We start from the raw sequence: 14,486 nt of genomic DNA on the forward strand, positions 1-14,486 counted from the left end.
TAGGTGCAGGGGTCTGCTGTGCGGGATGGGGTGGACGGCTCCTGCTTCAACCGGCGTCGCCATTCGCCATAGTGCAGTTGTCTTTAACCGCTTATGAGAGGAGCCACCCAATGCAAGTTAGCACAATCGGCCTAGACTTGGCCAAGAACGTCTTTCAGGTTCACGGGATTACCGAAGACGGAACATTGCCTTTAACCGTTCGTTACGACGAGCACAGATGATTTCCTTTTTCGAAAAGCTAGAGCCTTGCTTGGTCGGTATGGAGGCGTGTGGGTCCAGTCATTATTGGGCGCGTGAGTTGAGCAAACTGGGCCATGCAGTGAAACTGATCGCACCAATTTATGTGAAGCCTTATGTTAAGCGTGGCAAGTCCGATGCGGCAGATGCAGAAGCGATCTGCGAAGCCGTCACCCGTCCGACCATGCGGTTCGTGGAAATGAAGTCACCAGAACAACAAGCAATCTTGTCGCGACACCGCGCACGGGATCTGATTGTTAGGCAAAGAACCCAAACCATTAATATGATGCGCGGGTTGTTGGCAGAGTTTGGGATTATCTTTGCTCAAGGTGTCGGGCATGCCATCAGGTTTGCGAAAGGTATGATCGAGGGGCATTCACCTGCGCTTCCGCAGGCCGCCTGCGATGTTGTCACAGATCTCAGCGAGCAACTTTTAGCGCTGCACGCGCGGGTGAATTGGTACGGTCGCCGAATGACCACAGTGGCGAAGTTGGAACCGCGCATTGCCTTGCTGCAAACGATCCCCGGCATCGGTCCAATCACAGCCTCTGCTATCGTCGCCACCGTTGGAAGTGGCGAACAGTTCCAAAGCGGTAGAGATTTGTCGGCTTGGCTGGGCCTGACGCCAATCAACAAATCAACAGGCGGCAAAGAGCGCTTGGGACGCATATCAAAGATGGGAGACCGTTACATTCGACGACTTATGGTCGTTTGTATGACATCCCGCATCAAACAAATCAAAAGCGCACCGGAGCGATTTGATCCTTGGTTCGCCGACATCTTGCAGCGAAAGCCAGCCAAACTGGCGGCAATTGCCATGGCAAACAAAACCGCGAGGATCATCTGGGCCGTGCTATCGCGCAATGAGCCCTATCAACCGCGAACAACCTGAAACGAAAGGAAAGAACAACGAGATAGCAAGACCAATGAAGTGATGGCGGACAAGTCAGCCGCAACATCAAGACACCCCGGGCTTTGTCCAGGACAATCTCTGTCCGTCTGCGAGAATGGGGACTTGATCAGCGGAAACCATCAAGGCCAGCGGCCCTAAAAACCGCGCGAACAGGCTGAACACAAGACCGTATCTGACAAATTGCCAATTGCTTCGAAAAAAGTCTTGCTTTGCAGGTGCCATCCACACAGGACAAAGCCGCCTGATGCAGATGTAGCACCCAAGCAGGTCATTCGATGACATCGAAACCCGGTTAGCCAATCATGGCATGCCGCCCAACTGTTGGTCTGTTAGAGGCCCTGAACAGGTACAGGATTAATGGACCTTGCCCTTTGGGGCACAGGCTCAGACTCGCTGAATGGCCCAATTTGACATGTTTGGCAAAAGGTCATTCAGCACAGTTTGGAACGCTGCAACGATCAGCTTGGGATCGTCGCTAGAGACAACGCTTGACTGCGAAAAACGGCGTGTGGCGACAACACGTTGATCCCCATCGCTGATAATCGTGAGGTCCAGACCAACCTGCACCTCGAACCTGCCATCTGCTAAAATACCAACCTCGAATGCATCTATTCGGACCAACAGTGCCTTGTCAGGTATTGGCCCCGCGTCGCTGCGCCCAACGTACGCGATCCGCCCCGTCTGAGAGATACTTCGTATCAGTAACGACTGAACGACCGCCGGCAATTCATCGCTCCAGCGTGCATCAGGCAGATAGGTGATGGAGGCAGGATCAGGTTTAATCATGATACGGTCAGTTGCAAGCGCGGCTGTGGCTTGGGGTTGCGCCACCAACAAAGTTCGCGACTTCCGCCCCCCTGCCTGCGATCCCGAAACAGGTCGCAAATCGTAGGTATCCAACGGTTTGGCAGCAGTGTTCAGCGACGAAATCGCTGAACAGCCGCTCACAGAGCAAACGGCTCCCAAAAGGGCGATACGGCGGGTAAGAAGGGACATAGATCTATCTCCTGTATTCGGGAACACGGCCATCCAGCATGAAACGCGCGGGATCACGTTCTATCCGGCGGGTCAGATCACCTAGTGTTTTGACCAGTCCGCGTGCCTCTGCGGAAAGCCGTGTCAACTCGAGCAAACCCTTGTTGGCGAAATCACTAATGCCAGGGGTGGTTTGCGCAACAGCGGTTTGAATTTGGCGTGCGACCGCATCGCTACGGGCAATAAGTGCACGTAGCTCTGAAGTGATTGCGGGCATGTCCTTGGCAACGTCTGTGACCGCCTTGCTAATCTGCGCAGAGGCTGTTCGGATATCTGTCATTGTCGGGCCAAGATCAGTGTCCAAAACCTCTGTCACGGCGTCAAATGCGGTTTGCGCTGATCCAAGTGCGCCTTCGGCCACCACAAGAGTGCTGTCCAGCGCGCCAAGACTACTTTGGGCTTTACTAAAAAGTTCATTGGCCGAAGCGATGGCCTGCTGTGCCTCTTTGGCCAAGGGATCAAAACGGTCGCTCAGCCCTGTCAGGTTTGCGGCAACATCATCGACAGCTTGGCTGGCACTGGCAACACCAGTACGAATGTCGGTCATAATCGCAGGAACATCATTCAGCACCACGCTTTCAATTGTCGCAATTGCCGCCTTGGCATCCGCAAGAACAACACGTGCCTCACGCACTAGCAGCGTACCATCACCGTCTACAAGCAAGTCAAAGCTGTTTGAGGCTTCGGTGACTGCAGTAAATGCGGTACTGGCCTGTTTCAACGATCCTTCAAGTTCAATCAATCGCGCGTTCAAGAGGTCAGCCGTTTGTGTAAATCCATCAAGGGTTAAGCTTGATCGAGTCCGCAAATCAGCGATGGCTGCATTGGTCAAGGATGCGGCATCTGCCACTTGAGCGAGGATGTCGGGCACTTGTTCTCGTAAAATGAGAGTTGCCTGATCAAACGTTTCTTCAGCGCTGCCAATCGCATCGACGGATCTCGCCAGTGCCATGTCTGCCGTCTTAAACGCATCCGTTGCAGCGGCCATTGTGCTATCCGACTGCTCAAGTGTGCTGGTTACAGATGCACCGATTGTGTCCAGCCGGTCTGTAAATAAAGTGATCTGAGCGGTTGCGTCCCTCACTGTGCCCGATATTTCGGAAAAATTGTCCAATGCCTGATCCAGGCGGCCTGAAGACGCATCCAGATTGCGCAGGATGTTTGTGACGTAGGTTTGATTTTCCGGCCCCGTCAATATCTGGAACTGCTCCAGTAACCTGGTCGTTTCCTCCAGTAAATCAGGCGCGTCTTGCACCAATGATTGCAGGCTAGAACGCCGCGAAGGTATAACCTTCCAACCCTCTGCGTTATCTACCAACGGGGGTGCGGCGGGGTTTCCGCCAGACAGCGAGATATAGGCAACGCCTGTCACGCCTTGCGATTCCAACTGCGCAATTGTGTCGGAGCGGATAGGCGTTTCTGCCTCAATCTCAATGGTGGTGAATACCTTTGAGGGGTCTGCTTCTGAAATACGCAGGCCGATGACTCGACCTACAGAGATGCCGTTGAAAAATACATCTCCCGATGGATCAAGGCCTGAGACGTCTTCGAATAAGATACCGTAACTTTGATATTGTTTGCTCACCTGAACGCTTGCCAGCCAGATGAAAAACGCGAGGGTGCCCAATATCGAGAGCAGTGTAAAAACCCCAATCAAGATGTAGTTTGCGCGGGTTTCCATCAAAGCACGCCCTCTTGGGTGGCTGTCGACAAAGCGGCCCGCGCGCGTGGCCCATGAAAATACTCATGTACCCAAGGGTGATCAATCCGCAGCATTTCGTCCATAGTACCCACCGCCAAAACCTTCTGATCCGCCAGTACCGCAATGCGGTCACAGATCGCATGCAAGCTGTCCAAATCATGCGTAACCAAAAAGACAGTTAGCCCCAGAGAGGCCTGCAGCTGTTTGATCAGAATATCAAATGCGGCGGCCCCAATGGGATCAAGTCCCGCTGTTGGTTCATCTAGAAAAACAATCTCGGGATCCATCGAGATGGCGCGCGCAAATCCAGCACGCTTTCGCATCCCACCGGACAATTCGGACGGGTATTTACCCATCGCATTTTCCGGCAAACCGACCATTCGCACTTTTATCCCTGCCAGTGTCTCCCGCAAACTATCGTCCAGACGCAACTGCTCGCGCATTGGTGCCTCAACGTTCTGGCGCACGGTGAGCGAAGAAAACAACGCGCCGTCTTGAAACATAACGCCCCACCGGCGACGCAAGGCCCGGAACCGCTCGTCAGAAGTTGCGCGCACGCTTTCGCCAAAGACTTCAATTTGGCCTTCATTAGGTTCAAGCAAGCCGACGATAGCACGTAAAAGCACCGATTTGCCTGTGCCAGACCCGCCAACAACACCAATGATCTCACCACGGTGCACATCCAGATCCAGCCCGGCATGTACTGTGTGCGTGCCAAACCGCGTTACCAATCCGCGCACCTTGATGATAGGATCATTAGCCATTTGCGTCACACCCCCACGATCGCAAAAAAGATCGAGAACATCGCATCTACAACAATCACCATGAAGATCGAAAGCACAACTGAAGCGGAAGTCAAACGACCCAGAGATTCTGCATTCCCTCCCACTTTCATGCCCTGATAACATCCAATAATACCAATAATCAGCGCAAAGAATGGCGCTTTGATCATACCAACACCAAAGTGCCAGACGTCCGTGTTGCTGACCAGACGCGTTTGAAACACCGCGGGCGATACGCCAAGCTCGACCCATGACATAAGCGCGCCGCCGATCAATCCAGAAATGTCGGCGATTAACCCCAAAGCTGGCAGCATTAGCATCAGTGCAACCACGCGCGGGACGACAAGAATTGTTACTGGATCAAGGCCGAGGGTGCGCATAGCGTCGATCTCTTCGCGCATTTTCATCGAACCAATAGCCGCGGTGAACGCGGAGCCGGAACGCCCTGCGACAATAATCGATGTCAGAAGGATGCCAAGTTCACGAAGGATCGAGATTGCGATCAGGTCGACCACAAAGACCTCCGCCCCGAACTGTCGCAATTGTGCCGAGCCTTGGAAAGCGAGCACCACACCGATCAAAAACGCCATCAGAGCAACTATCGGCACCGCGCTCACCCCGATTTCCTGACAATGATGCACCACCGATGTGAGGCGCAGCCGGCTGGGCCGCCGCAAGATGCCACCCAGCGTCGCAATCACTTGTCCCAGAAACGATGTTAACTCGACAGCCATTCGGAACCCACGTGCAATTTTTCGCCCGAATACTTCAAAGCGGTCAGCGATGCTTGGCGGCTCCAAAGAAGGTTGGTGATCAGGCGGCATATTCTGCTCAACTGTCTCAATAAGTTGAGCTTGGGCGGATGTAGCACCCATGATCTGGAGCATGATGCCGCGCTTCGCTGCCTGGGCGCGCTGATCAACTAAGAACCATGCACCTGCTGTATCCAGCTTGTACAAAGGCGAAATATCAATCGACGTCGTTTCATCTGGAATAGAGGAGTGGCCGTCGCTTCTCAGCTGCATCAAGGTGTCGATCAACAAATGGCCGGCTAGTGTAGCCTTGCCTTCGGCGACCGAGACGTTGATCCTTTTATTCAGCAAGGCATCTGACTTTGTCATGCGAAGTTGAAGTATGCACTGACGATAGAACCCTGCATACTTGCTACTGGCTCAGAGAAATCAGGTGTTTGGATGGAAACTTCAAAACGAAAGCTGGCAGCTTGGAAAGGTCAAAAAACATCATATTTCTCCCCAGCCATGAACTCTCTGCACCTAAAAACCGTCTATACCGAGGGCTAGCACCTGCACTGACGCAAATCAATCAATACCAATCCGCATGGTAGGAGTCTTATCGGTGGAAGTTTGGCCCTTCATAGTTGGTGCTTGTATTCTCGCCTTGTCCTTTGCATCGAAAAGAGGCTTCCAAAGCATGCACCTTCACCCTTTCATTTCCGCAACAATTTGTGAGGTGTTTTGTCTACCTGCACCCAATCTGTGAGCGTTGACACAAACGCGATTGCTCGCGGGCAGATCATCTAAGCCCGACCTTGTGTCCGTCAGTTTACAGCACGTTTACAAAATGGCGGTGCCCACGGCGAAGTGCTTGAGGCGGATTTCGAAGACCTGCTTGATTACTTGGAATCGACCCATGAGTACCTGACTATACATATCGATTAGTCGAAACCCCTGATGTTGAACTACAGTGGTACTATGACAATCCCGCTGCGGCTTCAGTCACTTCGAAGGAACCCGGCGCAACAGTCTGGAACGAACTTTTACTCGGCCTCGTAGCCCTCTTAGACGTCGAGCTTCAACTTTAACCGGAGCTTAGTCAGACAATTCTGCCTGCATCCCAAAAGCGGACTTTAGCTGCGGTACAGAAGATCGGTAAATTGGGCTCTTTGCCGACCTTCGCTGCGGGACGAACCAATGACCGCTGTGGGCCAGAAGCGGTCATTGGTTCGTCCCGCTGAGCAGACCTCGGCGCATCCTGCCGCTAGGGTCTCCTTCGGGCCCTTAGCAAACCACCATTGGCAATCTAACTTTCCCCTAGAACGAACAGAAATGCGTATCACCATCCTCGCTCGGGGCACCTTCAAAATCCTCAGGATCTGGAATACGGCCAAAGGCAATCTTGCCGCCCACATATGCAGCCAGTATATGCTGAATCGAGCGCGACCACACCTACGGGTTTGCCACGCAAGGACGGGTTAAAATGTTGTTCCGCAGAAGCAAAAAAACTATCAAAATCAAGATAGAGCCGCTCAGGCAGGCAGATATTCTCAACCATTACAAATTCCCTTTCCGGTGCTGGCTTGCAGACCAGTTATTAATGAAAACGAGAACCTACAAGAACAACAAGCGGCAGCTCAGTTACGCGATGCGAGAGCGCCTAGCTTTGAGGAGTACCGCGTCCAAGTTGAACTGCGCAAAATTCTACTGAAGGACAAACTAGAGGCGTTTTTGGAAACTTCAGCCTCTGCCACTGTGCCTGCCCTTCGCTTGGACAAATGCTCCTAGATGACGGAAATAGAGACCACTCCCAATCCCCACAGATTAGTGCAACAGGCCCGTCGCCATTGACTTGCAAAACTAACCACTGAGATTGGAAAGGAAGTTCGATTGCAGAATACCAAACGGGTTGGCCGCCGAAATCCCACGGGCGCAATTGGTCTTTTCGACATTTTTAGCCATTCCGCATTTGAGAAATTTAGAAGGACTCTCAACACGCCCATTCACCACAACACAAATACCATATCCTCGGGCGGCAAACAAACCTCATCACTACAGGCCTGAAAAGTGAGCACGGCTTTCGTAGGGCTCACGTTGGGTCCTTCAGGTTTTTTGGATCGAAACGAAAGCACCCCTTCATACAAAGCCAACGGAGCATCACTAAACGAGAGCGACTTTACAGTCCCGTTGGGATAGGTTGCATCGATATCGGCACCACCTTCTAGATTAAGAGAAGTTGGAATCAGATATTCGTCCAATGGCAAATGAGCGTTCACGTGCCAACCATTTGCGATAGTGAGCTCTATCTCGAAATCGTCATCTGCTGGATGATTAATGAACTCTACGCGCACGTTACCACCTGATCCGTAGCGGACTGTATTCGTACTCCCTGAAACAACTTGGGCAATCGCGCTGAGCAGAGAACTGTGGTCAGCTGGGTCATTGATTGCGGATCCCGAAACCGCGCTCAACAAACGCTCCGTAGTCTGCACAAACAAAGGCTCACGCATACGAGATCTGAGTTGAGACAAGAGAGACAAAGCGAGACCGTTCCCAGAGGGTATCATTGTATCATCTAGTGGAATGACCTTCGTCAGTCCGTCGGTGGCTTCTACCATCTTAAATCCGCCAGACTCGGTTGAGAATTTGTTGATCATCTCACGTAAAACTCCTTCAGCGCTGTCCAGCCAAGCAGCTGCACTTTTCTGAGTCGGCGCATAATCGTGCAGAGCGACAAGAGCCAATCCGAACGCCGCATAATCCTCGAGCTGCGCAGGGCCCTCAACTGTTCCTTGAATACCTAAACGCTTCAATCCGTCAGAACCGCCCATTTCGGCCAGAACATAATTCGCAGCAGCTTGAGCAGCATCGTAATAGTTAGGTTTGTCCAACCGATGTGACGCTTCAGCGAGGGTTGCAATCATTAGTCCATTCCAGGACAAAATAATTTTTTGGTCTGTCTTAGGCTTCAAAATGGGATTTAGAAGGCCCCGCATGTTCCCAAGCACGGCATCCAGCTCTGCGGCGAATACGTCTGGATCTTTGTGCAACTCCACGGAAGCAGCATCAATGTGCTTGAGCAAATGAAGGGCACCAAGTCCGTTTGGGTCATCAGGCGAGTCCACTTCGAACAAGTTACCTATCAACTCATTTGAACGATTAAGCTCAGCGATTTGTTCTTGGGTCCATTTATAATAGGCACCTTCGGCCCGCTTGCCGTTCTCCAGAATGCTATCAGCGTCTTGAGCGGCGTAAAACCCACCCGCGCGATCGCGCAAATCGCGTAAGACGTAGTCGAATAATCGCTCAGCCGCGCGGCGGTAACGTGCTTCACCAGTCGCACTCCAAGCACGGATTAACAGTCGGCCTGTCAGTGCTTGGGTATATAGCATCTTCTCAAAATGCGGTGCGCGCCATTCCGGATCGATTGTATACCGATGGAACCCCCCTCCAAGATGATCTTGGATTCCGCCCAAAATCATTCCATCCAGCATGTTGGTGACGGCAAGAAGCATGTCAGGGTTCGCCGTACGCTCGGCCTGATCTAGTAAAAACAAAAACAATGCCTCCCTCGGAAATTTGGGTGCAACACCATAGCCCCCATAAAATCCGTCGAGATCAGGCAGGATGGAGAGCGCCGCGGCTTCTAAATCGGATGCAGATAAGGTCTTTTTGGACAACATTTGAGACAGTTCATTGGCTACAGCAGTGGCCACTTTAGCTGCCTCCTGTGCAACAAATTCTGGATTTTCATCCCAGGCGGCCCAAACATTTTGTAGTGTCGATCTGAATGCATTTGGAGGGAAATATCCCCCTGCATAGAAAGGGTCGCCATCGGGTGTTAGGAATACTGAATTCGGCCAACCACCACTGCCACCGGTCAAAATCTCAGTAACACTTAAAAACTGCTTATCGAGGTCCGGCCGCGCTTCGCGATCGATCTTAATAGATACGAAGTTTTTGTTCAGCAAATCCGCCAAGGCTTGGTTTTCAAAACTCTCTTCGGCCATCACATGGCACCAATGGCACGACGAATAGCCAACTGAGACAAATATCAACTTCCCTTCTTCCTTTGCCTTTGCGAGCGCTTCTTCTGACCACGGATACCAGTCCACCGGGTTGTTGAGGTGCTGCAATAAATACGGAGATTTTGCGCCAAGAAGATGGTTTGGTTCCTGTGCTTTGGCGTCAATCGGATTGCAAAGCATCACGGAAAAAAGACCAATGAGCTTTCCCAAGCGGAGCGTGCGGCGCCCAACACCCTGAACATGCTCAGCTATCTTTGAAGTCCATGCCAAATATTTTTTCATCAGTTGGACCACTTTGCTTGCTGCTACTTGGTAATCTGCAAATTCTGACGAACCAAAGCCTTGCGCTGGTCATTGTCTGGCAATGCCTCAGCCAGTGGCTCAGCTTGGCGGTACGCAAGAAGGGCCTGATCTTGATCCCCTAGCACAGTATAGGCGCGTGCCAACTGTAGCCAGCCGTCCAAATCGTCGGGCTTATCTTCAAGACGAGCGGCCAATCTCTCAACCATTGAAGAGATAAATGCGTTTCTGTCTTCCACCGACAGGTCAGACGCGTTCGCAACATCTTCGGCTGTTGGTCCCTTGAGGACAGGCGCATAGTCGGCAAGTGAGATCGGAGCTTTACCAAGCTTTTCCCCGTAGAAATTTGCCTGTGCGATATAAGATTCCATCCATGCAGGTAGCCCATCTTCAGTGGCAAGCCGAGAGGTCAACAAGGAATAGGCAGCATCGATTTGGTCTGTCTGAGCTAAAGCGAATGACTTATAGTAGACGCCGGCAATATTGCCGGGTTCCATTTGTAATGATCTATCCAACGCACGTTCCGCAACCGGCGTCACAAACCCATTTTCTTGCAATATTAACGCTTCTGCAAACTGCCCAAACTCGACGAATGTCGCTTCGTCTCGGCCTAGAACTCGGCCATAAGCATCTGCGGCCTTGTCGTATTTCCTCATTCCCATGTAGGCATTTGCCAAAAGCAGCCAGCCTTCGGTTGCACCGCCATTTTCTTCTGAGGAGAGCTGCAAAAAGAGCCTTTGTGTCAACTCATCTTGCCTAGTCAAGACTTCCAGTTCCTCGCTCCGGTCTGCGAAAACAGAGCTTGGGATCATTGGAGATCCAATACTTAGATAAAGGATTGTTGCCGCTACTGGCACAAAAAAAGCTGCCAACAACATGGCCCACGCACCGGACCCTGAAGGCGTGGACGTTAGTGTTTCTCGCCGATCAGTGGCAATTATCCGGCGCTGGATTTCAACCGTGGCCGAACGCCCGTCCTCCGTAGAAATTAGCCCCCGCGCCACATCTCGCTCAACTTCGCCCAATTGGTCGTTCAACATCGCCTGCGCGCTTTCAGAATGCGAAACGACACCTGTCCTGTTTCGGATCACTGGCACAACAAAAGCGACAAGAACCATTGCTACCAAAATAGCGCCCAACATGTAGATCATTAGATATCTCGATCCTTTTTGCGCTTTTCAAGTTCGGACAATTGCGCCTCTTCTTCAGGGCTCAAAGCTTCTACAATGGTAAATTCTCTGCTTGAACGTCTTAAGATCAGCAAGATCGAAAGCATGCCAAATATGGCAAACGCAATTGGGGTCAGCCAAAGTGCATAAGTCGTCGACTTCCAAGGTGGCTTGAACAAGACATAATCACCATAGCGAGCGACAACGTAGTCGAAGACCTGTTTATCTGTGTCCCCTGCTACCAAGCGTTCACGCACCAGCAATCGTAAGTCTCTCGCAACCCCAGCATTTGAAGTATCGATAGGCTCATTTTGACAAACAACGCAGCGCAAATTGGCCGAGATCACCCGCGCGCGCGCCTCAAGAGTTGGATCAGAGAGAATCTCATCAGGTTCGACAGCGCTTGCTGCTGTAGCGAACAGCCCGAGGACAAGTAAAATTCGGATCACGGCTTATCCTTTCTCGCGACGGCAAGGGCTCCACGAATTTTGGCTAGCGCTGCATCACTAGAAATTGGACCTACATGGCGAAAAATGACTTTCCCACCGGGACCAACAATAAACGTCTCTGGTACACCAGAGATTCCCCATTCGATGCCGGCACGTCCCGTTTGATCTGATCCGATCCGACTATAAGGGTTGCCCAGTTCCGCTAGCCATTTGGCGGCAGTTGCTGGTTTGTCTTTGTAGTTAATTCCAACCAGATTCAGGTCTTCTTCGCGCACCATACGAGCCAGAACTGCGTGTTCCGCACGGCAAGGGAGGCACCATGATGCGAAGACGTTAACCAAAATGGGTTCTTGGCTCATCAACAGATCCTGAGTTGCCAAACCTGGCGTCCCAGTGCCAGCGACATCGGACAGTTCAAATACTGGAACAGGCTTGTCAATTAGAACCGACGGGATTGCACCTGGATCACGATTAGGGTTGAGCCCCCACCAACCTGCAATGCCAATGCCAATCGCGGCACACAACGGGAGTAAGGATAGAAGTTTCTTCAAGGTCTATTCCGCCGCTATCGGTAGGCTAGCGGAGCGCGCCTTGCGCTTAGGGGCACCTACCCTTAGTCGACGGTCCGACAATGATAGCAGCCCCCCAAAAACCAGCATCAGTGAGCCGAACCATACAAAACCAACAAGTGGTTCGTACAAGATGCGCAATGTCCATTGCCCCTCGATCTCTTGATTTACTGGCTCTGTAATAGATGCATACAGATCGCCAGCTGGCGTCGATCTGATTGCAGCCTCAGTGGTTTGGGACTGTGCAACCGGATAGCTGCGACGTTCAGGACGCAGGATAGTGACGGGGCGCCCATTGCGCATCACACTCAACTTCCCAACACTCGCAGTATAGTTTGGTCCTTGCACCTGCTCAACGCCTTCAAACGTCACATCAAATCCAGCAATCTGAACCAGTTTGCCTGGTTGAACAAATAGCACTTCTTCGGACTTCCATGCAGATGAGCCTACAAACCCAAACATACAGACCGCGAGGCCAGCGTGGGCCATCGTCATCCCATGTGCTGCACGCGGAACCCGACGCAATCTATCCAAACTCTCAGTGAGCTCGACTTGTCCAAGCCTGATCCTTGAAGACCATTCCCGCAAAGTTGCAAGCAAAAGCCACACAGCGATTGCCATTGCTATCACAGCAAGCGCTGGTCCCTTTGTCTGGATATACCAGACCACAAGCGCTGATATCCCTGCGATCAAGATGACCCATTTAAGACGACTGATAATCCCGGCTAAATCTGCACGTTTCCATGATAAGAACGGCCCGATACCCATGATAAGTACCAGTGGAAGCATGATAGGTATGAAACTGGTATTGAAGAACGGTGGCCCAACTGAAATTTTATCTCCGGTTAACCCTTCAAGAAACAAGGGGTAGAGCGTGCCAAACAGGACCGTCGCTGTCGCCAATGTGAGCAGTAGATTATTCAACAACAGCCCGCCTTCACGGCTGATTGGCGCAAAGAGTCCACCAGGCTCCATTTTGTGAACGCGCGCAGCATAGAGCGTGAGCGAACCTCCTATGGAAACCGTTAGGAGCCCAAGGATGTATATCCCGCGTTCTGGATCCACCGCAAATGCGTGCACGGAAGTTAATAGGCCCGAACGAACGATGAATGTGCCCAGAAGTGACAAAGAGAACGTCAAAATGGCCAACAAAATGGTCCAACTTTTAAAGGCACCCCGTTTCTCTGTCACAATCGCTGAATGCAATAGCGCAGTCCCCAAAAGCCACGGCATGAAACTTACGTTCTCAACCGGATCCCAGAACCACCACCCGCCCCAGCCAAGTTCATAATACGCCCACCACGATCCCAATGCGATGCCACCTGTTAACGCAACCCAAGCGGCCAATGTCCACGGCCTTACCCATCGCGCCCACGCTGGATCAACCCGTCCTTCAATCAATGCGGCGACCGCAAAGCTGAAGACAATCGAAAAACCAACGTAGCCAATATACAAAAGTGGCGGGTGCATCGCTAACCCTACATCTTGCAGCAGCGGGTTGAGATCGTTGCCATCCAGTGGTGCAGGAAAAACACGGTCAAACGGGTTGGAGGTAAACAGCATGAAACTCAAAAAGCCAATGCTGATCCAAGCTTGCACACTAAGCGTCCGGGCTTTGAGACCCGTTGGAATGTTACGACCTAGCACAGCAACCGCAGCACCAAACAGCGCAAGAATAAGCGTCCACAACAATAGCGAGCCTTCGTGGCTACCCCATGTTCCCGCTACCTTAAACAACATTGGTTTCAGAGAATTTGAGTTCTCCACAACGTTCAATACCGTAAAATCACTTACGACAAAGGACCTCATGAGGGCACCAAACGCTATTGCGATTAGAACAAACTGGAGCGAAGCGGTAGATGTCGCGCTGCGCATCCATAGAGCGTTATTTAGTGACGCGCCCCATATTGGTAAAACGCCCTGAACAACGGCTGTTATCAGCGCAAGCGTAAGAGCAAATTGGCCTAGCTCAGGAATCATTTCCTGCTCCATTCGTCACTGTTTCGAGCGGCTCCGAAGGTGTCTTGCGACCTTCTTGATACACGCCTTGCGCCTTAAGGGCGTCGATGACTTCTACCGGCATGTATTCTTCATCATGTTTTGCAAGGATCTCTGTTGCTTGGAAAGTACCGCCTATGAGATTTCCAGAACCGATCATGCCCTCCCCCTCTTTGAAAAGGTCTGGCAATGCGCCCTTGTAAGTCACGGGTACAGACGCGTTGCCGTCCGTAACCAGGAAGGTCACCGCGGCGTCGCCTACAACCTTTAAGGAACCCTCTTCGACCAAACCCCCTATCCGAAAAGTCTCTTGGGCAGCTGGCGGTGTTTCAGTTACCTGTGTGGGCGATCTAAAGAAATTGATTCCGTCCTGCATAGCGTAGCCTATCAGCCCAGTTGCAAGAGCAAGCGCGACAACCGCTACCAGAATGATCTGGACTCTACGCTTCTTCTTTAAACTCATCGTGCTCACTCTCAGCTAGTTGATAAAACCGTAGTGGAAGACATAAATACATTGCAATGATTACCCACGTGCTGCGCTTACCACTTGTTGCCCCACGCTTCATTTAG

11 protein-coding genes and 1 pseudogene are annotated in these 14,486 nt (G+C 51.8%); 1 reads left to right on the plus strand and 11 read right to left on the minus strand.

Features of this window, described 5'->3' with window-relative positions:
• The first annotated feature begins 110 nt into the window (after positions 1-110).
• A pseudogene (locus tag C1J03_RS14940) lies at positions 111-1,129 on the plus strand (IS110 family transposase).
• 405 nt (positions 1,130-1,534) lie between these two features.
• Here the strand turns inward: C1J03_RS14940 and C1J03_RS14945 are convergent.
• From C1J03_RS14945 to ccmE, 11 genes are all read right to left on the minus strand, one after another.
• Positions 1,535-2,146 carry an ABC-type transport auxiliary lipoprotein family protein gene (locus tag C1J03_RS14945; protein ID WP_254694053.1) on the minus strand — a complete coding sequence of 204 codons (612 nt, stop codon included), beginning with the start codon at positions 2,144-2,146 and terminating at the stop codon, positions 1,535-1,537.
• 4 nt (positions 2,147-2,150) lie between these two features.
• A complete protein-coding gene (locus tag C1J03_RS14950) occupies positions 2,151-3,866 on the minus strand; it encodes an MlaD family protein (protein ID WP_114887316.1) in 1,716 nt (571 codons plus the stop codon).
• Positions 3,866-4,651, minus strand: coding sequence for an ABC transporter ATP-binding protein (locus C1J03_RS14955; protein ID WP_114889029.1), 786 nt, complete (start codon positions 4,649-4,651; stop codon positions 3,866-3,868). The genes C1J03_RS14950 and C1J03_RS14955 overlap by 1 nt, the downstream gene beginning before the upstream one ends.
• Positions 4,652-4,656: 5 nt before the next feature.
• The gene (locus C1J03_RS14960) at positions 4,657-5,790 is read right to left on the minus strand and encodes an ABC transporter permease (RefSeq protein WP_114887317.1); all 1,134 of its coding nucleotides are present in this window, start codon (positions 5,788-5,790) and stop codon (positions 4,657-4,659) included.
• 985 nt (positions 5,791-6,775) lie between these two features.
• Complete coding sequence (locus C1J03_RS14965; protein WP_254694054.1) at positions 6,776-6,961, minus strand: Y-family DNA polymerase; 186 nt, start codon at positions 6,959-6,961, stop codon at positions 6,776-6,778.
• A gap of 445 nt (positions 6,962-7,406) precedes the next feature.
• On the minus strand, positions 7,407-9,713 hold the full coding sequence (locus C1J03_RS14975; RefSeq protein WP_114887318.1) for a DUF255 domain-containing protein: 2,307 nt from the start codon (positions 9,711-9,713) through the stop codon (positions 7,407-7,409).
• Positions 9,714-9,736: 23 nt separating this feature from the next.
• Positions 9,737-10,882, minus strand: a complete 1,146-nt coding sequence (ccmI, locus tag C1J03_RS14980) for a c-type cytochrome biogenesis protein CcmI (protein WP_114887319.1) — start codon at positions 10,880-10,882, stop codon at positions 9,737-9,739.
• The gene (locus C1J03_RS14985) at positions 10,882-11,349 is read right to left on the minus strand and encodes a cytochrome c-type biogenesis protein (RefSeq protein ID WP_114887320.1); all 468 of its coding nucleotides are present in this window, start codon (positions 11,347-11,349) and stop codon (positions 10,882-10,884) included. Before C1J03_RS14985 ends, ccmI begins: the two co-directional genes overlap by 1 nt.
• Complete coding sequence (locus C1J03_RS14990) at positions 11,346-11,900, minus strand: DsbE family thiol:disulfide interchange protein (RefSeq protein WP_114887321.1); 555 nt, start codon at positions 11,898-11,900, stop codon at positions 11,346-11,348. The genes C1J03_RS14985 and C1J03_RS14990 overlap by 4 nt, the downstream gene beginning before the upstream one ends.
• Before the next feature lie 3 nt (positions 11,901-11,903).
• Complete coding sequence (locus C1J03_RS14995) at positions 11,904-13,898, minus strand: heme lyase CcmF/NrfE family subunit (protein WP_114887322.1); 1,995 nt, start codon at positions 13,896-13,898, stop codon at positions 11,904-11,906.
• A complete protein-coding gene (ccmE, locus tag C1J03_RS15000; protein ID WP_114887323.1) occupies positions 13,888-14,379 on the minus strand; it encodes a cytochrome c maturation protein CcmE in 492 nt (163 codons plus the stop codon). The genes C1J03_RS14995 and ccmE overlap by 11 nt, the downstream gene beginning before the upstream one ends.
• Between the last annotated feature and the right edge of the window lie 107 nt (positions 14,380-14,486).

The organism is Sulfitobacter sp. SK012 (assembly GCF_003352085.1).
Taxonomy (GTDB): domain Bacteria; phylum Pseudomonadota; class Alphaproteobacteria; order Rhodobacterales; family Rhodobacteraceae; genus Sulfitobacter.

Bases quoted from the DNA above. Each gene is read 5' to 3' on its own strand.
- C1J03_RS14945 (WP_254694053.1), bottom strand. From the start codon at position 2,146: ATGTCCCTTCTTACCCGCCGTATCGCCCTTTTGGGAGCCGTTTGCTCT.
- C1J03_RS14950 (WP_114887316.1), bottom strand. From the start codon at position 3,866: ATGGAAACCCGCGCAAACTACATCTTGATTGGGGTTTTTACACTGCTC.
- C1J03_RS14955 (WP_114889029.1), bottom strand. From the start codon at position 4,651: ATGGCTAATGATCCTATCATCAAGGTGCGCGGATTGGTAACGCGGTTT.
- C1J03_RS14960 (WP_114887317.1), bottom strand. From the start codon at position 5,790: ATGACAAAGTCAGATGCCTTGCTGAATAAAAGGATCAACGTCTCGGTC.
- C1J03_RS14965 (WP_254694054.1), bottom strand. From the start codon at position 6,961: ATGGTTGAGAATATCTGCCTGCCTGAGCGGCTCTATCTTGATTTTGAT.
- C1J03_RS14975 (WP_114887318.1), bottom strand. From the start codon at position 9,713: ATGAAAAAATATTTGGCATGGACTTCAAAGATAGCTGAGCATGTTCAG.
- ccmI (WP_114887319.1), bottom strand. From the start codon at position 10,882: ATGATCTACATGTTGGGCGCTATTTTGGTAGCAATGGTTCTTGTCGCT.
- C1J03_RS14995 (WP_114887322.1), bottom strand. From the start codon at position 13,898: ATGATTCCTGAGCTAGGCCAATTTGCTCTTACGCTTGCGCTGATAACA.
- ccmE (WP_114887323.1), bottom strand. From the start codon at position 14,379: ATGAGTTTAAAGAAGAAGCGTAGAGTCCAGATCATTCTGGTAGCGGTT.